The following is a 20,664-nucleotide window of genomic DNA, read 5'->3' as shown; positions in this document are numbered from 1 at the left end:
GTGGCGTCTCGCCACGCCGCCTACTTCGTCTTGCTGGATATTTTCATTTGAGCATAAGTATGGTGGCAACGGCCGTTTCCTACACAGCAGCATCAGGTACAAGGCAAACGGCCGTTCTCTATACAAACTATTCCCGCTCCATTACATTCCATGCAGGCAAAAAAAGTGGCGAGGCGGGACGCCTGTCCACAGCACAGAGAGAAGACCTGTCCGGAGCGCGAGCATATGCCCAGCCATGGCAGCCAGACGCAGTCAGGTACAAGGCAAACGGCCGTTTCCCATCCAAACTATTCCCGCTCCATTACATTCCATGCAGGCAAAAAAAGTGGCGCGGCGAGACGCCGTGCCACAGCCTACCGTGAAGACCCGTCCCCAGCAAGGGGACGCCGGCCACAGCCACCGTGAAGACCCGTCCAGAGCAGAGGATTAGTTTCAAGAGGGTCTAAGCATTCCTAACAAATAATAATAATTGGAGGGCAAGTTTAATGGGATGGGTACTAAATCATTCATATGAATTACAAATAGTTCTCCATCCTGTGCAAAAAGAATTTGTAAACTGTCCGGTAGCCAAATCGGTTTTTCTATTGGCATCCACATCTCATATTCTCTCGGTGCAACTAACAGAGGTTGCATAGATTCTAGATTTAAAACAAACAAACCGCTTTCTTGATTTTGCCGATTAAAACCATAAAAGGCTATGAATTGCCCATCAGGCGACCAAGCTGGACGACCAGCTTCAATATTTTCTGTAACTTGTTGTAAGTTATTCCCATCAATATCGATGATAAAAATATCCCCGTGTGCACCTTCAGGAAACAATCTGATGAAGGCCATTCGAGAACCGTCAGGCGACCAAGCTGGCCAAACACCCTTTGTTAAAAACTGAACATTGTTCTCTTCCACATCCAGGATATGGATTAAGTATTCCCCAGCTTCCGGCTGTGAAAAAGCAATTTTTGTCCCATCTGGGGACCATGCTGGAGATAGCCTGTTAGCTTCACCAACCACAGGAGGGTCTAATTTTAAAACATCTGTTCCATCACTATTCACAAGGAACAATTCTTCAATAAGAGTATTTCGATTCATTGCAGAAAACACTAAACGTCTGCCATCCGGTGACCAATTTACACTTGATACATCCTCATATAACAAAATACTTTCCTGGGTCGTTAGGTTAATAATACGGAGGTCACCGTTAATACTAAATTGTGGATGACGTCGATCTGTTGTTAATATCGCTAAATTGCCTTGAATTATTGGAATGGGCGTGGCAGATGGAACCGGAGTGGGTGGTGTGGTTGATGAAGGGTGCGGGGTTGAAGTAAAAGTTGGTACTGTTATTGGAGAGGGTGTATGTGCGGAAAGATCGGTAGTATTATCCTCTGAATTTGTTGAGGAAATTGGAGTCAATGGAGTAACAGAAACTGAGAGAGCTTCTATCTCACCCATATTAGTGTCGTTTACTGATACTTGTTTGCAGCCAGTTATAAAAATACTTAGTATTGTAAAAAATACTGCGCCCAATTTCTTTGCAGAAGGCCAGTTAATAGTCAAAACTTTGTTAGTAAACATCATATCCGTCCTTAATAAGGTTGAGGCGCTAAACTATTGGGCGGTGCCGATAATTTTGGAACTGCAACCCAAAAATATACATTTGCTGATGCTCCACCATGAATGTTATAAGATGGGAAATTAGTAAGAGGGTCTCTAGCTAGAATATCAATTTGTAATGGGTTACATCCTGGGCACTCATCGCGTGTCTCGACAACGATAGCAAAGTCTTTGCCATCATTTATTTGAACCAAGACAATGTTTCCTTGCCCCATAGGAATCGCACTGCTATTGTTAACGGCACCAGTTGTTGGATGTTGATAAGGATCTTCCCCATTTATCTGGGAGCTAAATTGATACGGAGTAACACATTGAGTTGCTGATACAAAGCCACCTTGACAGACGGACTGACCTGTGTTTTGCGTCCAGCGATTTTCATCAACTCTATAATTCCAAGCTTGACCATTTAACATGACAGACCCCTGAACTTGATAGTAATTGTAATCGCCTATTCCTTCTCGATAGGGCAATTGATCTGGATGGGTAATGTTTGGATCATTTATTATTGGATAATCATACCAACTTACTCTTCCATTCCCGCCTGGAGTCATAAGAGCCCATTCATAACCTTGCGGAGGAGCAAAAGCAGGGCTAGGTGCTGGCCTCGATCGCCCATGCTGCTTTGCAGCGGGATCAATTGTTGCTGGATCATCTGAACAAATAGATCCATCAGAATTGCAAACAGGGTTATGGCCAGATGGGTCTGAATAATTTATGGGATTGTTGTAGGCGTAGGAAAATCTGTTGAAGCTTTGCGGGTTGGCCGGATCGGGTACAATCGTATCCGCACTGGCAAAGCGGTTAAGAGTTGGCACGTAAAATCGGGCGTTCATGTATATCAACCCAATATCCAAGTTCTCCTTGTGACCAGTGTACCCTCTATCCGTCAAATCCTGTGTTCCGGCACCTCCCCTATACCCTCCAAATGGCAAATACCGCACCAGACTATCGCCACGGATATACCCATCACTATCTTTCGTTAGCACAACCGTGCTGCCCAGATGGTCTGTAAAGATATAGAAGATGCCATTATTCGTGCTCGTCGGGTCGCCATCAACCTTTACCGCAATTGGCTGGCCGGCAAACATAAACGTCAACCGCTGAATCGTCACCTCTGTTGGCGGTGGTGTCGTTGGCGTGGGTGACGGGGTGGGCGTTGGCCCCACACTCGTCGCCGTCGGCGTTGGGGTATTGGTTGGCGTATTCGTCGCTGTTGGCGTAGCGGTAGACCCACCACTGCCAGAAACCGAGACATTGTCAAACGTCCCCGTCGCCAGCGTCGTGGTGCTGTTGCCTGTCACCGCCATCCCCATGTAAATCGTCGTTCCCATCGTAATCGTTCGGGTCTGCATCACCGTCCAGCTGCTGCCGTCATTCGAGCGCGACAAAGTAAAGGTGTTGCCACTGCGCTCAATCCGCAACCATTCCGGCGCACCCTGAGAGTGTCCCTGTACATCGGTGGTGCTGCCGCCCGTGGTGGCTCTGTCCAGCACCCGAATCCGGTTGCCCTGCACCACGGCTGAGACATGGGCTGAATTGTCAGCCAGGCTCTCCCGCATCATCAAACCCGCTCTGGGGGTGCTGCCCCCACCCGTCAGGGAAGCCACATTGGCCGTAATCGTGCCGTCCCCACTCAGGCTCTGATAGACAAAGTGGAAGGCATCCACGGTGCCAGCAATGTTAGCCCCGGCGCCATCTAATGTAAAGGTCCCACTTGTTTCATCGGCTGAGCCAGCCACCCCCACAGTGCCAATGTCGGCACTCACCCACGGGGACTGCACAGCACCGTACATTGGGCTTTGTGGGTCACTCAATTCACCGTTTGTTGCTTGAACAGAGTGGGTCAGACCCAAGCTGGCAATGACAATGGTCAGAATAAATAACCCTGCCAAAGTTCGCCACGCTAGATGTACCTGACGGGGAGAAAGCATCTGTCTTTGGGTTAAAACGTAAATGCCAACCAAGAAAAGTGAAGCAAAGAAGACAAATAGCAAAGGCAGCGTCTCGTCCAGTTGAGAGAGGTGTGCGCTTGTTGTGCCATTGCCGTTGGCAGTTGTGCTGGTATCCTGGCCTGCTGCCGGGACAGCAACCAGGGTGCCATCAGATTCAAGACCAGATTGTCCGCTTGGCTGCACTTCTTCTTCATAGAAGGGGAAGGGGGTGTAAATTACGGTGCCATCGGGCTCCACAGTCTTGACCCTAAAGCCGCTGGCATCGTAGCTGAAGGTTGTTGTATCTCCACTGGCAACAACGCTCGTCAGGCGATTTTGCACGTCGAAGTTTTGGGTATAAGTCACCCCGCCTTCAGTGCGGGAAGTCATGTTGCCGTTATCATCGTAGGCATAGGTATTTGAGCCAACAGTTGTCACCGCATGAATATGATCTGCATCTCCGTAGGTGTAGGTGTCCCCATTGAACGAGGTGATATTCCCCAATATATCGTAGGCATAGGTGTGGTTATAGTGACCGTTACTGGAACCGGTCGTGCAATTACTCCCACTTAAGGTACAAGCAGATGTTAACCGATTGAGACTATCGTAGGTGAAGGATTGCACATCTGTGCCGTAATAGCTTGCTGAGACCGTGTTGGTGATGGTGGTAATGTTGCCAATGTTGTCGTAGGCAAATTCAAAATCTGGCCGATTATCCCCAGCGGTGCCGTGGGCAATTTTCTCAAGCCGGAAATTGTTAGTTGCGGAGCCGTAGGTGTAGGTGGTATCGGGATCGGTATTGGGAATGTCGTTGCTGCGGTCAATATGTACCATCTGGCCAAAGGCGTTGAAGGTAATATCTTCAACCAACACCGTATCATCACCGGGCAGGGTGAGCGTTAGCGTGTTTTCCCCCTCCCTATCGTAGCCAATCGTGACTTCGTCCCCATTGGGATACACCATTGTGAGTGGCCGATTGAGCGTATCAAAGCTGGTTGTGGCCATTGTATAGAGCCGGTTATCAATCCACCTGTCTTGCTGTGTCACCCGTCCCAGGCTATCGTAGGTAAACTCATCCTTGTTTTGGGTGGGGTCTGGTCCCCAGCTTACAGAATCAATTTGACCTGCACCATTGCCCGAGGTGTTGTAATCGTAGCTGACAATATGGTATTGACCACTCGTCGGCGGGGTTGTGGGACAGGCACTTCCAGGAGAGCTGTCCTCAACCTGGCGCGTCAGGCGGTTCATCTCATCGTAGTAGAAGCAAAGCACATCGCCGTTGGCATCTATCTGTCGCGTCAGATTGCCTGCGGCATCATACTCATAGCTCCAATCCCCCATATCCGGGTCTTCCATGCCTGTTTTGCGGCCAAAATTGTCGTAGGTCATGGTGACTTCCCGCAAAAAGGTGCCAGGGTTTGAGTTTTGAGACCCACTGGTCCCTACAGTCACTAAATTACCCAGTAAGTCGTAACTGTACCGGGTATCGGCATACCAGCCATTGGTCTCGTTTAGTTCGCGCACCAGCACCAATTCCCCTCTGGCGTTAGAGAAGCGGCGGATGCCCTGGCCATTGCCATCTATCGTTTCTACTTTGCTAAGTATGTTGTAGCTATCTACGGTAACGGTGTCGAGGACGCTATAGCTGTTGGTTGTTGTCGTTCCATCTGGGGCTGTGATGATCAACGGGCGTCCCAGAGCATCGTAGGTGGTGGTTGTGCGGTCTTTGCTGCTACAGCTATCTGTGACCGTACCGGCTGAGGTGGACACATAAAATGGCACACTGGTGCAGCTAACCTGTCCCAGAGCATTGTACTCGTTGACAACAACTACATCTCGCTCGCCGACCCCTGCTACATTCACGTACCGCTGCCTGACCTGAATTTCACGCCCTAACCCATCGTAGTAATGGATAGTGGCATGTTTGGAATCATTGGTGTCTGGGCCTGGATAGTCATCGGGCCTTTCTTCAATCGTTACCGCAAATGGATCTAGCGTTGTCCACGAATCATTCCAGGTGGTATCCCAATAACGATACCGGTTGAGCGGATTGCCATCCCAACGATTGGTATTGCCAAATCCTGTTGTGTCAGAAGAATCATAGACGGCAAACAGACGGCCAAAGGGATCATATTCATAATCTACTGTGGCGCCATTGGGACTCACCACCCGTTTGAGCAAGCCAGCATGAGATTGAAAACCAGATAAGCTGACTATACTCCCATAAGAGTTCTTAAAGCCATAGATGGCAAATCTGGTGATTTGATTAGCAGGATCGGTGACCATGACGGGATACAGATTGTAATCTGCTTCGTAATCAATATCTGTAGTTTGTAGGATACCTGAAGGTGGTACGTCTCGCAGGGTGTAATCTGTGTCAGGTGAGCCTGGCGTATTGAGCGTATCTTGGGTTTGGTAGCCATAATCCGAATAGGAGCTCTGACTGGTGACGTTGCCATACGCATCGTAGGCAAAGGTTTGCTCGGAAGTTAAATACGCCGTATCGCAAACATACCCACCCCCACTGCCATCACCACCGGGCACATCGCTGCAGGAAATCTCGCCCGGTAGAAGATTGCGAGTTCGGGTCAAGGCACCTTGCGTTAACTCACCGCCATGATCTGTTAAATTGTCATAGTAGTTCCAGGTGGAATGAATTTGATTCCAAGAGTTCGTTTCGTAAACACCTATAGACGTATTACGAATAACCCAACGCTCATTTTTACTGTTGGCGCGGTACCATTGTCGGGTTGTACGGAATGGGGTTGAGGTGGAGGCACTATCAAATTCTTCGATATGAGTGACTTGCCCCAATTGTCTACTAACGGGTTCAGAGGGGCTGCCGTCATAGATGTTTTGGTAACTGGCATTGTACGCATACCTCACCTTGCTTGAAATGTCGGTTGAGTTACTGCCGCTATGGTAGTGCTTTGTTGATTCTTCATAGGTGTAGGTAAATTGAACGTTGTACGATGAGTAGGTGCTGACCGTGTAGACGTACTCATTTCGCGTCAGGAGTACGCTATTGCCGTCCATGATGTCAGTTTGTTCGGGACGGCCGTATTTATTGGCTTCCTGATGATAATACGTCTTGCGGATGAGCAACGGGGTTGTGCCATCGTAATCATAGGTTGTGACCGTAACTTCGCCAAAGCCTCCCATGCTACCCCGCGTTGTGGTCGTGTCCGGTTGCGGGCAGATAGGCTCATTTTGATGCACTTGCGTCTGGTCATAACAAATATCCTGATAGTTGTAGTTTGTGATGACGGGGTCAGGATTTTGTCCGTCATATACTTTGACCTGGGTAATCCAATAGTTGCGCCCCTGGGATGGCAAGACAGCTGGATCGCATTGGGCACTCCCCCGACAGTTATCATAATCGCCAACCTGACGGCCGTTGGTGCCATAGGTAAATTCTACCTCACCACCATACCCATTTTCATAGGATGTCATATATTTGTACTGAAAACAGGCAGCGTTATTTGCCAGCGTATGTGTGTAATGATGGTAGAAGGTATAAGAAAATGTCGTCGCGGGTAAGGCAATCCATTGGCTGCTGATAACATCGTACCCTTGTTCTTCAATTGAGTTAATGACTCGTGTCCACGTTTTTGACGTCGTATATTGGCCAGCCCCTCCGCCATAAGTATCGCAATTTAATGGGTTGTTTTTAACCTCGTTTGTGGCGTTAATGAGGTATTTCCGAATCGGCAAGCTGCCGTCCCCATGATATATCTTAATTTCGGTTAGGCGTTGGTCTGAAGAGCCGTAAACCACATGAATATGCGTGGCGTAGGTGGCTGTGCCGGAATCTATTTTGCGGTTGACATTGTGGGCAGATGGGGAACTGGTGATGCGCTCATCAAAGTTATAATAGATGTGTGCGACTTGGCTATTGTAAGTCCAAACTTCCCAAGAGCAGTTGCCTCCCCAGGGACACCAAAATCCCCAATTGTCGTAGCGCGCAGGGCGATTATATGTATAGTTAATCTGGTTGCCGAACGCATCTGTTACGGTGTCCACATGCCAAGCCGTAATCTCCCTATCGATCCCCCCATTATTAAGTTCTGTATCCTGGAGTGAATAGGAGTCCTCCGTATAGCCCAAGCGGTAGGTGACACCGCTGCCATCCCGAACAATCCAATAGGTATTGCCGCTAACCTCTTGATCCCATTTACGTCCACCATAGTTCAGCACTTGAATATGGGGCATGTCTTCGACGTAAAAGGTGGTGACGCCACTTGTGGTGTCCCCTTTTACGAGCCGTCCGCCAGTGCCGTTGATGGTGAGCCGGAAAGTGTCGGGATATGTCCAAGCTGATTCGCCATTTTTAATACCTGTTCGGGTAATGCTAATGTCACTTAGCGACCAACCAGTGGCCACTGAGCCATACGCTACTTGCCTGACTGCTCCCCGCAAGGATGCGCTGTTGTAAGAAAGTGCCACGGTTGGCTGTAAACCTGCTCGTCCTGCGGGGATGTTGAATGGATATTGATAACGGGCAGTGCCCGTAAACTCATTAACGGTAGGGGGTCGCCATTCCAACGCCCATGCTTCAGGTCGCCAGCCAGATTGCCAGTTGGAAAAGTGGGCAACCTCAGCACTGATGAGCCCGGTCTTGCCATAGGAATCTGTAGGAACTTCTATCCAGGTGCCGGGGTTGTTTTCATCTTCGTAGGCGAGGTAGAAGTAGCCGCCAACTTCTTCCAGGTCAATCCCAAAATGGCGCATATCCACAACAATGCGCGACATGCGCTCAAACTGTTGCACCTCATCGGTTTTGAGTTGATCTACCGTTTCAACGTGAAACTGGATGGTGTAGGAGGGGTCTGGCTTGACTTCTGCGTCGGCTTCTTTAGAGATGGTGGTTGAGTCGGTGGACTCTTTAAACTCCAGAAGGGTTCCATTAGGAATTGTCCCTGCTTCCATGATGATACCGATGTGATCACTGTTAAAAGCAATGGCATTCCCTTTATCTGAGTCTAGTGTGTAGGCACTATCTTCGCCTTTGGCGACATCGTATCTGACCAGCTCCACTCCTGGAGGCACAAAGTCTTCGATTTTGTCTGCATCTGATGGGGGTTGAAACGCCATGCTAGGGAGTGTGGTATCTGCAACAGGTGCTGGGCCAGGGTCAATGGTTTGGGCTGCTACAGTAATGAGGGCTGGCAGTTGCAGGACAAAGAGAGTCAACAGTAAGAAACAGAAAGCGCGGACACAAAGACGAGCAAAACGACGCATGGGAACCCTCCTGAAAGCGTTCTTGTGAAGGTGAAAAATTTTTGAAAAGAGAATCTTTGCAATACAAAGTTGATGCAGTGCTGGCTAGAGAGTTTGAGAGCTATTCAGAGCGACAAGACCTGAACAACCTGTGCCAACTTTACTTTGGAGGGGGTCTTTACAGAAGTGCAACTAGGCCACAATGGAGGGTGACAAATGTCATGTTCAGGGAAATGGCTTGCTCGTCTGCCTACACAAAAAACCAAGTTGTGTTCTTTAATATTGCCGGAAGTCAGGGTAGAATGGACAGCATGGATAGATTTAGGCTGCGGGATGATTTGGTTACGGTGTTTAACCTGGAAGAGATTCAGGCATTGTGTAGGCGGTTGGGTGTGGCGTATGACCAATTGCGGGGGAAGACGCAGCGTGATAAAGCTGGGTTGTTGATTGGCACGATGGAGCGAAACGGCCGTCTTCCTGAGTTAGTGCAAGAAGTGGTGCGAGAACGGCCGCATCTGGAAGAAACGTACGCCGCCTACATCGCCATCGAAACGGCCGCGCCTGAAGACCCACTGAGCTGGCTAGACCGCCTGGCTCAGGGGGAAGGCCCCGCTATTGAGGAGCCACCCACCATGCGCTGGCAAACTGAAATTAACGAGGAAGAAGAGGATGAGTAAGATTTTTGTGATTTTAGGATCACTATTCATGATACTGGGTGTTGGAGCTGGTGCATTTGGCGCACACGGACTTAGCAGCTATTTTGAGAAGTTTCCAAATCTGGCGGGGACGTATGATACGGCCGTTCGCTATCACGTCTATCACGCCCTGGGCCTCTTTGCCGCCGCTTGGCTAGCCGATAAATATCCCGTAAGCCTCACTACCTGGGGTGGCTATCTGCTGCTGGCTGGCATACTCATTTTTTCTGGCAGCTTGTACCTGTTGGTATTCACTCGGCAAAGTTGGCTAGGTGCCATCACCCCCATCGGTGGTGTGGCATTTATTGCAGGCTGGGGGTGTTTGTTGCTAGCGGCCTGGAGAGCGTGATATGAACCCTTACGGCGTCCCCGGCCTTTCTGTGCAGGAAGTGGCCCAAAAACGAGAAAATGGCGACAATTTTATTCTGCTAGATGTGCGTGAGCCAAACGAACTGCTTTACGCAAATTTAGGCAGTGGCGTATTGACTGCCCCCTTGAGTAAATTGGCTCGGCAAGGCCCCGAATCCCTCCCAGAAGCCGTGCTGGCAGACAAAGACGCTGAAATTGTGGTGCTGTGCCATCATGGAAACCGTAGCGCCCAGGTAACGGCCTGGCTGCGCCAGCAGGGGTGGACCAATGTGTTAAACATGGATGGCGGCATTGATGCCTACGCCATCGCTGTTGATCCCTCCGTGGGTAGGTACTAAGGCTAACGCCTTGTTGGGCAAATGGGTACTAATCTACTTGCTACTACCCACTAAATCTATACCGATGTATGGTAAAATTGGCATAACTATTTCCCACAGGCCATTCCCCATTGCGGCCTGTGCAAGTCAATTTATGTAATCGGCAAGAAGTTCTTGAAATTAGCGAGCCGTGATTTTGGCCGATTACCTGAGTAAGCCGCAGAGCAATGGCTTCTTTTTCATCCGAAAACTTTCTGCGGTTTACTTAACGGTATGGATATTTATGCCCGAATCTCTAAAAATTTATGAGGTTGGCCCCCGCGATGGTCTGCAAAATGAAGTCCAGCTAATTGATACCGCGCAAAAAAAAGCGTTGGTGGCTGGTTTGGTGGCGGCTGGCTTACACCACATTGAGTTGACCAGCTTTGTGCATCCCAAAGCGGTGCCACAAATGGCCGATGCAGATGAGTTGATGGCCTACGGCCGTACCACATACCCCCAAACAGATTTCATCGGACTCGTGTTCAACCAGCGTGGCTATGACCGTGCTTTGGCCTCAGGCTGCCGCTCGATGGCCTTTGGCGTCTCTGTAACCGAAACGTTTAGCCAAAAAAACACCCGCATGTCGTCGCAGCGGGCTTACGAAATTACCCGAGACCTCATGACACAGGCGCGACGGGATGGCATCTGGACGCGGATTTACGTGATGACCGCCTGGGTCTGCCCCTTTGAGGGCAATACACCGCCGCAGCGCACCATTGCGATGGCCGAAAAGCTGTGGCAGCTAGCGCCAGATGAGCTAGCCATTGCCGACACCATCGGCCACGCCAATCCGCTGGATGTGGGGCGGCTGATGGAAAATTTGGGGCGACGGCTAGGCATGGAGAAGCTGGCGGTGCATCTGCACGACACGCAAGCGATTGGGCTGGCTAACGCAACCACTGCGCTGCAAGCTGGTGTCCGCATTTTTGATAGCAGCGTGGGGGGCTTGGGCGGCTGCCCGTTTGCTCCGGGCGCGGCTGGTAATTTGGCAACTGAGGATCTAATCTTTTTGGCGTATAAGATGGGTTTGGGAACCGGTGTAGATTTTGCCCGCCTGTGGGATGTAGTCTACCAGATTGAGGGGTACGTGGGACGGCCGATTGGTGGTCGGATTCGGCAATGGTGGGAAAGCCAATGTGCCCAGGAGCCAGCGTTGACGTTTGGATAGTACAGTCCGGCAAAAATCCGAAAAAGGTTATATGATAAGTTTGCCGGACTGTTTAACTATTGCGTCGCCGTTATTAATCTTATGCGAACTTTGGGGGCGCAATAGTAGTGGATAGCTTTCTTTCTCCTCAGGTTTTGCTCTCGGCGTATTGCCAGGGCGTGTTCCCGATGGCGCATGAAGACGGCCGTATTTACTGGTACGATCCTGACCCTAGAGCTATCATTCCCCTGGATCGTTTCCATATTTCTCGCTCTCTCCGTCGCACGATTCGCAAGCAGCAGTTTGAAATTCGTATAGACAGTGCATTTACGGCCGTCATACAAGCCTGTGCTGCCCCCACACTGGGTCGGGAAGATACCTGGATTAGCGAAGAGATCGTGCAGGCCTACGTCCGGCTGCACCAGTTAGGCTTTGCCCACAGCGTGGAGGCGTGGCAGCAGGGCGAACTGGTTGGTGGTTTGTACGGTGTGGCCATCAGCGGCTTTTTTGCTGGAGAGAGCATGTTTAGCAGTGTGCGAGACAGCAGTAAGGTGGCACTTGCCTTTTTGGTAGCGCACCTGAATGAGCGTCAGTTTAGCTTGCTAGACATTCAATTCATGACCGAGCATTTACGCACGTTTGGCGCAGTCGAGATACCGACAGCAGCCTACAAACTCAAACTCAGCCGGGCGTTGCTGCTACCAACCACCTTTCGTTGAGAATGCACCCTATTGCGTATTCCGTTTTTTACGCAATACGCAATACGCTCTATTTGGAGGAGAAGATGACCCGAAATTTAGACCCAGATGATGTGCGGCTGTTTAGCGGCCGTTCCAATGTGCCACTGGCGCAAAAAATTGGTGAGCATTTGCAGATTCCACTTGAGGAGACCAAATTTTCCAGATTTAGTAACGACAATTTGTTTGTACAGCTAGGCGCCAGCGTACGCGGACGCATTGTGTACATTGTGCAATCTTTAACCCCGCCGGTGAGCGACCATTTGGTAGAATTGCTGATGATGCTGGATATTGCCAAAAGTGCGGCTGCACGGGAGATACATGCCATCATTCCATATTTTTCCTATGCGCGTTCAGACAAAAAAGATGCGCCGCGCATTTCCATAACGGCTCGACTCATTGCTGACCTGCTGCGCTCATCTGGGGCGACGCATGTGATGACGATGACGCTACATTCGCCCCAGGTGCACGGCTTTTTTAGCATTCCTGCCGATCCGCTGACGGCGCGGATGACGTTGGAGCAATTTATTCGGCAACGGCCGTTAGACCCAAACCGGGATGTGGTGGTTGCGCCAGACATGGGCCGCGCCAAGCCTGCGGCCCGCTTTGCGGCGGGGCTGGGCTTGCCCATCGCCTCTGCCGATAAAACGCGCGTTTCAGACACCGAGGTGAAAATCGGCGGCCTGATTCGGCGGCAGGTGCAGGGGTTCAAACATGCCTATGTGTACGATGATGAGATTGCCACGGCTGGTTCTGTAGTCGAACTGAGCGAGGTTTTGGTGGAGAGTGGGGTTGAGCAAATCTCTCTCATTTGCACCCACGGGCTGTTTTTGGGGCCGGCAGTGACACGCATCAACTCCATCCCCCAAATCCAGGAAATTATCACCACAGACACGGTGGAAAGGCCGCCTGACCGCCAGCCGCCCAATCTCAAAGTACTCTCCGTTGGCAACGTCTTTGCGGAAGCCATTCGCCAAAATTACCTGCGCCGTTCCATTGGCGAACTGTTTGAGGGCATGGAAACATAAAAATTGTGGCTAGCTACGAGTGATTCGTTATTAGCAACCAGCCACTAACGACGAACAAAGTTGAGGACAAAAATGAGTGAAAATGATAACGATTTTGTAATGGCGTTTCAGGATTCTTGCGACAAGCCAGCTTTGCTGCTAATTCACGGCTTCCCGTTGAGCAGCAGCATGTGGACACCCCAAATTGAGGATTTGGGTGACTATGCCAGGGTCATCGCGCCTGATTTACGCGGCTTTGGCAATACCGACAGCGTGCCGGGCCCATATTCCATCACCCAATTGGCAGATGATTGTGCCGACTTGTTGGGGCATCTCAACGTGGCGACACCGTTTGTGGTGTGTGGCCTCTCGATGGGCGGGTACATCGCCCTGGAATTTTATCGTCGCTACCCAGAGCATGTGTCTGGGCTGATTTTGGCGGCTACCCGCGCTGGTGCCGATTCGCCAGAGGGCAAGGCAGGCCGAGACAAAGCGGCAGAGCTGGCCAAAAATGAGGGGGCAACGGCCGTTTCCGCTGGCATGCTGCCCAAAATGATGGCCGCCAAAACGTATGAAAATGACCCGGAACTGGTGGGCTTTGCCCAGGAAATCATGAGTAGCGCTTCGCTCAACGGGGTGGTGGGTGCGCTGGCGGCCATGCGCGACCGCATAGATTCTACCCCCACGCTAGGCGACATTGACGTGCCGGTTCTAATCATTCATGGCGCGGACGATACGCTCATTCCGCCCACGGAAGCGGAGGCGATGCACAAAGCGATCCCCAATTCTGAACTGGTTCTCGTGCCAGATGCAGGCCATCTGCCCAACTTGGAGCAGCCAGACATCTTCAATGATGCTGTGATTGACTTTCTTGAAGATTTGTTTGGTGATGTTGACGAAGAGTAAATGCTGAATTTTTGGATTTAGTTTGGGTGGGAAACGGCCGTTTCCCACCCAAGCAGCTGTCGCTTACCTCAAAATCCATGCTGGAAAAATAAGTGGCGAGGCGGGACGCCTGCCATAGCTCGCCATAGGGACTGCACCGCAGCAAGGGATTAGAAAATAGTAATGTTCAAAAAAAGAAGGTACCAAGGAAAAGAAAGTACGCTAAGAAAATATGCTATGCGACGAAGGCGTAAACGGGATTCACCGCGCAAACTAGCGATTAAAGCAAATGCAAGAGCAATAGCACATGCAATTCCTAATAAAATAGGTGAATAGATAATCAAAGCATCCCCCAAAAAGCTATGGCTACCTCTGGGTACTAATAAAACAATCCACACATAGATTCCCCAAGCAATAAAGTTACCGCCACCACTAAATGCTAATGATGCAAATGTAAATATCGGTTTTCGTGTAATGTTAACCTCCGCGTTTCAACAAATAACTCAATATTTTTCTTATCATTCACACGGCCGTTTCAACCCTGCCAAAATCCAGCAGGCCATGTCTTGTTCCAGCCAGGCTTCGGCATCCACCCAAACGGCATCCACCAATAAATCCCAGTGGAGATGATTGCCGGTTGACAGCCCGGTTGTCCCCACTTCGCCAATGATTTGGCCGGGCGTGACCAGATCGCCAGGCGCAACGGCCAGGCTAGATAGGTGATAGTAGCCGGAATAAATGCCCAGGCCATGATCAATGATGACCGCACCGCCGCGCACGTACAAAAATTCGGCGACGACGACCGTGCCGCTAGCGGGGGCCAGCACGGGCGTACCGCCGTAGGCTGCAAAATCCACCCCCTCGTGGTAGCTGCGGTACGGCCCGCCGTTGTAAGAGCGGCGTACCCCAAAGACGCTGCTAATTTCCAGATAGTTGTTGATGGGTAGCTGGAACGAATTTTGCCATTGGGCGGGGCCACTGTTTTGCTCCCAAATGGCAAACAGCCGCTCCCGCTCTTCAGCGATGAATTGCTGATCAATTTGTGCGGCCGTTCCCGTGAGCGTCAGTTGTTGATATTCCCAGGCGTCGGGGTCGCGGAACTGCCAGGGTTGCCGCCAGGGGGGTGCGTTACCAACTTGTATCGTCAGTTCTGGCTGTTGTGTGCCAAAAAATGCACCCGTGCCGGTTAGCCCCACCAGGTAACGGCCGTTCGCAAAAACATCCAGCGCATTGTTGTCTAGAACGGCCGTCACCGTCTGCTGCTCTACCATTTCTGCCCGAAACCCAATGGCTTGCCCCGGTATGCCAACCAGTTGAGACAGTTCCAGCGTGGAAAAACCAATCGGCAGTTCGCGTGGGGTGATGTTTAGCGCAGACACAAAAATGGGTTGGTAGGGGGCCGGATGGTGCGGGGATGGCCGATTGTTGCGTATAGCGATTAACCAGGGTGAAATATTGTGGGCAACGGCCGTTGCTAGCAAACCCCCCTGCTGCCGCAAAAAATGGCCTGATTGCTCAACGGCCGTTTCTGGCAAAATTAGCTCCGTACCGATAGTGGGCTGGCGGGTTGGGTTTATGTGGGGATTGAGTTGGCGCAGCGTTGCTGCATTCACCTGAAAGCGCACGGCCAGTGCCGCCCAGCTGTCTCCTGGCTGCACCAACAGGCGAGATGACACTGTTTGAGCTGTGGTGCGCTGCGTCATTAAACCCAGCAGCACAAATGCCAGAATTGAGAGAATAAGTCCGCGTTTCATCCAAATGATTGTATCCAGACTGGTCATTTTGGCACGATTGCGCGATCTGAAGGAGATTTTCCAGCTAAGAAACCATATTTCTGGGGTGCCTACCAGAGTAAATGGCGTTGATTTAAGGCATACGATTTCTGAATCATTCAGCCAGCCCGCGCGTGTGAGGGACGGCCGTTTACAGGGCATCTGCGGCGCCTCCATTAGTTTTTGTTATGGAACAGCCTAAGAAAAAGATTGACATAGATGACGCGCTGTGTTATAAATTTTGCCATATGACGCAGGGCATCATTTTGGTCATTTTGACCGAACTTGGTTAACAACGACGCACATGCAGACGATTTATCTAGGTTTAGGCACAAATTTGGGTGACCGCGCCGCCAATTTGCAGGCAGCCATTGAGGCATTGGCTGAGGCAATGGTGATTACGGCCGTTTCTCCCATTTACCAAACGCCGCCCTGGGGCGTTACCAACCAGCCCGACTTTTTGAACCTGTGCCTGGCTGCCCAAACCAATTTGCCACCTGTTGATCTCCTTACCTTTGTCAAAAATTTGGAAATTGAACTGGGGCGGGAGCCTGCCGAGCGTTGGGGGCCGCGCCTCATTGATATTGATCTTCTTTTTTACGCCAACCAAATTATCGAAACTGAGCAATTAACCATTCCGCATCCGCGACTGCACGAGCGCGCTTTTGTGCTACGGCCATTGGCAGACATCGCGCCAGAGTTTGTGCATCCACGGCTAGGCAGCACCATTGCACAGCTTGCTACCGCGGTGGATGGTGAGGGGATACGGCCGTTTGACCACACACCTGAACCAATAAATCTGAATTAGCCTCTTTTTTTGACGATAAAATGAGTCGTCACTCATTTTTGAGTGATGACTCAAAAAGAAAAACTTATGCTAAAAACCAAACTCCCTACTCGCCGTGAACGCCGCATTGCCGCCCGCAAAGCGCAGCTTTTGGATGCCGCCGCCCACGTTTTTAGCCACAAAGGGTATGAAAAAGCGACAGCCAAAGAGATTGCCGAAGTTGCCGATGTCTCCGAAGGTACTTTGTTTAACTACTTTGCCACCAAACGGGAGCTTCTCATCGGTGTCGCCAAAGCCTATGCCGATGAAGTGGCCGCCGATATTGAATCGGTGCAGGGAGAGACGTTTGAGGACATGCTCGCCCAGCTCATGGCCAATCGCTTCCGGCGCGGGCGCGAAAGGCGGCTGTTCATGCTTTTTTTGTATGAATCGCGCCTGAACGCTGACGTACATCAATATTATGTGCAAGAAGCGCTGCATCGCATCATCGCTGCCACCGAGCAGCGATTGACGGCCTTAATTGAATCTGGCGTGATGCGCCCGGTGGATCCGGCTATTGCCGCCCGCATGATGAGCGCCACCATCATGGGTTTTGCCGCTCTGTTTGAGCTAGGGGTGCCCATTGACAGCGATTCACCAGAGAAGTTGGGTACGGCCGTAACAGATATTTACTTGAATGGATTGCGGAATTAACCATGTTTGATTGGGGCAAAAAGACATACGTGATGGGTATTCTAAATGTCACGCCCGACAGCTTTTCGGGAGATGGTGTCTTGCAGCGGGAAGATGAAATTGCCGCTGCGGTGGCCCAGGCACAGCAATTTGCCGCCGACGGCGCGGACATCATTGACATTGGTGGCGAAAGTACGCGCCCCGGCAGCACGCCCGTGACGGAGGCAGAAGAGTTGGCGCGGGTCATTCCGGTGATTGAAGCGGTGAGAACGGCCGTTTCCCTCCCAATCTCCATAGACACCTACCGCGCCAACGTAGCTGAAGCTGCTTTGGCGGCGGGGGCAAATTGGGTGAATGACGTCTCGGGGTTTCGGATGGATTCGCAAATGGCGCAGGTTGTAGCCACAGCTAACTGCCCCGTTGTGCTGATGCACAATCGTAGCAAGCCAAAAAACGTGGCGCAGGAAGAACGGCTCGGTGGCCGCTATGTTGGCGTGGAATACGACGATCTCATCAGCGACATCAAGAAAGAGTTGGGTGAAAGCGTGGAAATTGCAATAAAAGCGGGCGTGTCAGAAAGCAATATTATCCTTGATCCAGGGGTGGGATTTGGCAAAACGGTTGCTCAGAATTTGCAGATTGTTAACCAACTGGATCAGTTCAAAACGATGGGATTTCCCATCTTGTTAGGCACTTCGCGTAAATCATTTATTGGCTACACGCTCGATTTGCCGCCGGAGGAGCGGCTGGAAGGTACGGCCGCAACCGTCGCCATCGGTATTGAGCGGGGGGCAGACGTGGTGCGGGTCCATGATGTGAAACCAATTGTGCGGCTGGCAAAAATGACAGACGCGCTTGTTCGTTCAGTTTAACCGGGGGTTAGCCCCAAATTTTTAGCCTGGGGCTTCAGCCCCCGGAAAGGGAGCATAAATTATGTTAGATTTTCGTTTAGATGAAGAGCAGCAGATGCTGACCGAGGCGATTGCGCGTTACGCCAGTGAACGGATGCGGAAGGTGTTTCGGGATGCGGAGGAAGACGGCCGTATTCCTCCAGAAGTGGTGCAGGCAGGTTGGGAATTGGGCATTTTGCCCACCGGATTGCCAGAAGCCTACGGTGGCTTTGGCGAATACACTGCCCTCACTGGCGTGCTGGCCAGCGAAGAGCTGGCCTGGGGCGACCTGGCCATTGCCCTCAACGTGATGGTGCCCAATTTGGTTGCCATTCCGGTAATGTTGACTGGCACCGAGGCGCAAAAAGAGGCGTACCTGCCCCAATTTTGCGATGAAGCGATGCCTGCCATGACGGCTGCCCTCACGGAGCCAGTTGTGAAATTTGACCCGTACAAACTCATGACAACGGCCGTTCGTGACGGCGATGATTACGTGCTGAATGGGACAAAAACGGCCGTTCCGCTGGCAGAAACGGCCGAACTCATCCTGGTTTATGCTAACGAAGACGGCCAAACCCAGGCGTTCCTGGTACCCACCGACGCCCCTGGCCTGACGATTGATAAGAAAGCCAAGCTCATGGGCATCAAAGGGTTGCCCACTAGCCTGGTGACGCTGGCAGATTGTCGCATTCCGGCTGCGAACAAACTGGGCGGTGAGGATGGCATTAACTTTGGCTTGATTTTGAACCACAGCCGGGTGGCGCTGGGCGCAGCGGCCGTGGGCGTTGCCCGTGCCGGGTATGAATACGCCCTCGATTACGCCAAGCAGCGCGTCCAGTTCGGCGAACCAATTGCCCACAAGCAAAGTATCGCTTTCATGCTGGCAGACATGGCCACGGATATTGACGAAGCCCGCCTGCTGGTGTGGGAAACTGCCTGGCAGATGGATCGCGGCGAAGACGTGACCCGTGACGCTGCCCTGATGAAGCAGCGGGTAGACGATGTGGTGGTGCAGGTGGCCGACCGTGCTCTGCAAATTTTGGGCGGCTACGGCTACATCCGTGAATACCCGGTGGAACTGTGGCTGCGGAATGCGCGTGGGTTTGTATCGTTTGATGGATTGGCAATTGTGTAATTTATGATTTACGATTTTAGATTGACGATTTGAAAGGATTCGTCAATTGTCAATCGTTAATGGAGCTACTGATGATTAGTTTTGAAATTCCTGAAATGATTTTGAACCAAAGCCAAATGACCAAAATGGTGGCTGAACAAGCGATGCGACCGTATTCGCGGGAACTGGATGAGCATGAGCACGAGCGGCCAGAGGCGTTTGTGAATATGACCTGGCCTTTTGCCCAGCAGATGATGAAGTCATCGCTACGGAGCATTGAGAAAAAGGTAAACGGTAATGGCAGCAACGGAACCAATGGCAGCAATGGTCATAGCAAACCCAAAGGGCCAGATTTCTCGATTTTGGGCTTTATCATGATGGTAGAGCAAATGAGCTGGGGCGACACAGGCCAATATCTGTGTTTGCCACATCCAATGCTCGGTGGGTCGGCGGTGCAGGCGGCTGGTACGCCAGAGCAGCAGCTTCGCTTTCTCAAGAAGTTCACCGAGGGCGATCCCAAGTGGGGGGCAATGGCCATCACGGAACCCGGTGCTGGCTCTGACAACAGTTCGATGCGGACAACGGCCGTACTCGACCCCGACACCAACGAATGGATTCTCAACGGTGAGAAAATCTTTATTACCAACGGTAAATTGGCACTTGAAGAGTCCGACGGCTTATGCGTCGTATGGGCGACGATTGATCCCACTGCCGGACGTGCCGGAATTAAGTCCTTTGTGGTAGAAGGCAACACGCCTGGCGTTTCCATTGCCAAGCAAGAGCATAAGTTAGGCATCCGCGCCAGCGATACGGTTTCCCTGCACTTTGACAATGTGCGACTGCCGTTTGACAATATGTTGGGGACGCTGGATGCTAAGCAGAAATCCGCTACCAAAGGGTTTAAGGGTGCGATGAAAACGTTCGATGCTTCGCGCCCGGCAGTGGCTGCTAGCGCGGTGGGCATTGCTCGCGCCGCGTTGGAGTTCACCCGTGACAAATTGGCGGAAGAAGGCATTGTGCTGGATTACACCAAACCGCGCCATGAATTAACGGCCGTTGAACGCGATCTGATGGAGATGGAAGCAAGACACAAAGGTGCCTGGCTACTCACCCTTCGCGCTGTGGGCATGATGGCGCACGGTGAGAGCAACCGCCTGGCGGCCAGCATGTGTAAATTTCGCGCTGGCGAGGCCGTTACCTGGATTACCCAGAAATCGGTAGAACTGCTCGGCCCCATGGGCTACTCACGCGAGTGGTTGGCCGAAAAATGGATGCGCGATGCCAAAATCAACGACATCTACGAAGGCACGAAGCAGATTAACCAGCTAATCATTGCCCGGAGCATTTTGGGCTATTCGCGGAGGGAGCTGAAGTAATCAGTGAGCAGTAATCAGTTTGGCTTGGTGATGGTACACTTGCGCCAGGCTGATTACTAACCGCTGATTTACTGATTACTGGCAAGGAGGCT

The 20,664-nt window shown here is 51.4% G+C and carries 16 protein-coding genes; 13 read left to right on the top strand and 3 right to left on the bottom strand.

The window, feature by feature from the left end:
• Positions 1–47: 47 nt before the first annotated feature.
• Entirely contained in the window at positions 48–362 is a 315-nt protein-coding gene (locus ACOQPM_RS05010) for a hypothetical protein (RefSeq protein ID WP_420628132.1), read from the top strand.
• Between the two features lie 70 nt (positions 363–432).
• Here the strand turns inward: ACOQPM_RS05010 and ACOQPM_RS05005 are convergent, their stop codons facing one another.
• Entirely contained in the window at positions 433–1,575 is a 1,143-nt protein-coding gene (locus ACOQPM_RS05005) for a hypothetical protein (protein WP_420628131.1), read from the bottom strand.
• An 8-nt stretch (positions 1,576–1,583) separates the two neighbouring features.
• Positions 1,584–8,783, bottom strand: coding sequence for an RHS repeat-associated core domain-containing protein (locus tag ACOQPM_RS05000; RefSeq protein WP_420628130.1), 7,200 nt, complete (start codon positions 8,781–8,783; stop codon positions 1,584–1,586).
• A 290-nt stretch (positions 8,784–9,073) separates the two neighbouring features.
• Between ACOQPM_RS05000 and ACOQPM_RS04995 the strand changes: the two genes are divergently transcribed.
• From ACOQPM_RS04995 to ACOQPM_RS04965, 7 genes are all read left to right on the top strand, one after another.
• The gene (locus ACOQPM_RS04995) at positions 9,074–9,439 is read left to right on the top strand and encodes a hypothetical protein (RefSeq protein WP_420628129.1); all 366 of its coding nucleotides are present in this window, start codon (positions 9,074–9,076) and stop codon (positions 9,437–9,439) included.
• A complete protein-coding gene (locus tag ACOQPM_RS04990) occupies positions 9,432–9,806 on the top strand; it encodes a DUF423 domain-containing protein (protein WP_420628128.1) in 375 nt (124 codons plus the stop codon). The genes ACOQPM_RS04995 and ACOQPM_RS04990 overlap by 8 nt, the downstream gene beginning before the upstream one ends.
• Before the next feature lies 1 nt (position 9,807).
• On the top strand, positions 9,808–10,164 hold the full coding sequence (locus ACOQPM_RS04985) for a rhodanese-like domain-containing protein (RefSeq protein WP_420628127.1): 357 nt from the start codon (positions 9,808–9,810) through the stop codon (positions 10,162–10,164).
• A 262-nt stretch (positions 10,165–10,426) separates the two neighbouring features.
• Complete coding sequence (locus ACOQPM_RS04980; RefSeq protein WP_420628126.1) at positions 10,427–11,353, top strand: hydroxymethylglutaryl-CoA lyase; 927 nt, start codon at positions 10,427–10,429, stop codon at positions 11,351–11,353.
• Positions 11,354–11,460: 107 nt separating this feature from the next.
• Positions 11,461–12,051 (top strand): leucyl/phenylalanyl-tRNA--protein transferase, encoded by a 591-nt coding sequence (gene aat / locus ACOQPM_RS04975; protein ID WP_420628125.1) that lies wholly within the window; start codon positions 11,461–11,463, stop codon positions 12,049–12,051.
• A gap of 65 nt (positions 12,052–12,116) precedes the next feature.
• Positions 12,117–13,097, top strand: a complete 981-nt coding sequence (locus ACOQPM_RS04970) for a ribose-phosphate diphosphokinase (protein ID WP_420628124.1) — start codon at positions 12,117–12,119, stop codon at positions 13,095–13,097.
• Between the two features lie 72 nt (positions 13,098–13,169).
• Positions 13,170–13,982: an alpha/beta fold hydrolase gene (locus ACOQPM_RS04965; RefSeq protein WP_420628123.1), complete on the top strand. Its 813-nt coding sequence runs from the start codon at positions 13,170–13,172 to the stop codon at positions 13,980–13,982.
• Between the two features lie 497 nt (positions 13,983–14,479).
• Here ACOQPM_RS04965 and ACOQPM_RS04960 read toward each other — a convergent pair whose 3' ends face one another.
• Positions 14,480–15,895: a peptidoglycan DD-metalloendopeptidase family protein gene (locus ACOQPM_RS04960; RefSeq protein ID WP_420628122.1), complete on the bottom strand. Its 1,416-nt coding sequence runs from the start codon at positions 15,893–15,895 to the stop codon at positions 14,480–14,482.
• Positions 15,896–16,037: 142 nt separating this feature from the next.
• On the opposite strand from ACOQPM_RS04960, the gene folK reads away from it, so the two are divergent.
• The 5 genes from folK (at position 16,038) to ACOQPM_RS04935 (ending at position 20,572) form a co-directional block, all read left to right on the top strand.
• On the top strand, positions 16,038–16,541 hold the full coding sequence (folK, locus tag ACOQPM_RS04955; protein WP_420628121.1) for a 2-amino-4-hydroxy-6-hydroxymethyldihydropteridine diphosphokinase: 504 nt from the start codon (positions 16,038–16,040) through the stop codon (positions 16,539–16,541).
• Positions 16,542–16,607: 66 nt separating this feature from the next.
• Positions 16,608–17,213, top strand: coding sequence for a TetR/AcrR family transcriptional regulator (locus tag ACOQPM_RS04950; protein ID WP_420628120.1), 606 nt, complete (start codon positions 16,608–16,610; stop codon positions 17,211–17,213).
• 2 nt (positions 17,214–17,215) lie between these two features.
• Entirely contained in the window at positions 17,216–18,064 is an 849-nt protein-coding gene (gene folP, locus ACOQPM_RS04945) for a dihydropteroate synthase (protein WP_420628119.1), read from the top strand.
• 61 nt (positions 18,065–18,125) lie between these two features.
• Positions 18,126–19,217: an acyl-CoA dehydrogenase family protein gene (locus ACOQPM_RS04940; protein WP_420628118.1), complete on the top strand. Its 1,092-nt coding sequence runs from the start codon at positions 18,126–18,128 to the stop codon at positions 19,215–19,217.
• A gap of 71 nt (positions 19,218–19,288) precedes the next feature.
• Entirely contained in the window at positions 19,289–20,572 is a 1,284-nt protein-coding gene (locus tag ACOQPM_RS04935) for an acyl-CoA dehydrogenase family protein (protein ID WP_420628117.1), read from the top strand.
• The last annotated feature ends 92 nt before the right edge of the window (positions 20,573–20,664 follow it).

Source organism: Candidatus Leptofilum sp. (genome assembly GCF_965223525.1).
Classification (GTDB): domain Bacteria; phylum Chloroflexota; class Anaerolineae; order Promineifilales; family Promineifilaceae; genus Leptofilum.
This window is presented reverse-complemented; position numbering and strand designations above follow the sequence as displayed.

Excerpts from the sequence above, each read along its gene's own strand:
- ACOQPM_RS05005 (WP_420628131.1), bottom strand. The coding sequence starts at position 1,575 with ATGATGTTTACTAACAAAGTTTTGACTATTAACTGGCCTTCTGCAAAG.
- ACOQPM_RS05000 (WP_420628130.1), bottom strand. The coding sequence starts at position 8,783 with ATGCGTCGTTTTGCTCGTCTTTGTGTCCGCGCTTTCTGTTTCTTACTG.
- ACOQPM_RS04995 (WP_420628129.1), top strand. The coding sequence starts at position 9,074 with ATGGATAGATTTAGGCTGCGGGATGATTTGGTTACGGTGTTTAACCTG.
- ACOQPM_RS04990 (WP_420628128.1), top strand. The coding sequence starts at position 9,432 with ATGAGTAAGATTTTTGTGATTTTAGGATCACTATTCATGATACTGGGT.
- ACOQPM_RS04985 (WP_420628127.1), top strand. The coding sequence starts at position 9,808 with ATGAACCCTTACGGCGTCCCCGGCCTTTCTGTGCAGGAAGTGGCCCAA.
- ACOQPM_RS04980 (WP_420628126.1), top strand. The coding sequence starts at position 10,427 with ATGCCCGAATCTCTAAAAATTTATGAGGTTGGCCCCCGCGATGGTCTG.
- ACOQPM_RS04970 (WP_420628124.1), top strand. The coding sequence starts at position 12,117 with ATGACCCGAAATTTAGACCCAGATGATGTGCGGCTGTTTAGCGGCCGT.
- ACOQPM_RS04965 (WP_420628123.1), top strand. The coding sequence starts at position 13,170 with ATGAGTGAAAATGATAACGATTTTGTAATGGCGTTTCAGGATTCTTGC.
- ACOQPM_RS04960 (WP_420628122.1), bottom strand. The coding sequence starts at position 15,895 with ATGCCCTGTAAACGGCCGTCCCTCACACGCGCGGGCTGGCTGAATGAT.
- folK (WP_420628121.1), top strand. The coding sequence starts at position 16,038 with ATGCAGACGATTTATCTAGGTTTAGGCACAAATTTGGGTGACCGCGCC.
- ACOQPM_RS04950 (WP_420628120.1), top strand. The coding sequence starts at position 16,608 with ATGCTAAAAACCAAACTCCCTACTCGCCGTGAACGCCGCATTGCCGCC.
- folP (WP_420628119.1), top strand. The coding sequence starts at position 17,216 with ATGTTTGATTGGGGCAAAAAGACATACGTGATGGGTATTCTAAATGTC.
- ACOQPM_RS04940 (WP_420628118.1), top strand. The coding sequence starts at position 18,126 with ATGTTAGATTTTCGTTTAGATGAAGAGCAGCAGATGCTGACCGAGGCG.
- ACOQPM_RS04935 (WP_420628117.1), top strand. The coding sequence starts at position 19,289 with ATGATTAGTTTTGAAATTCCTGAAATGATTTTGAACCAAAGCCAAATG.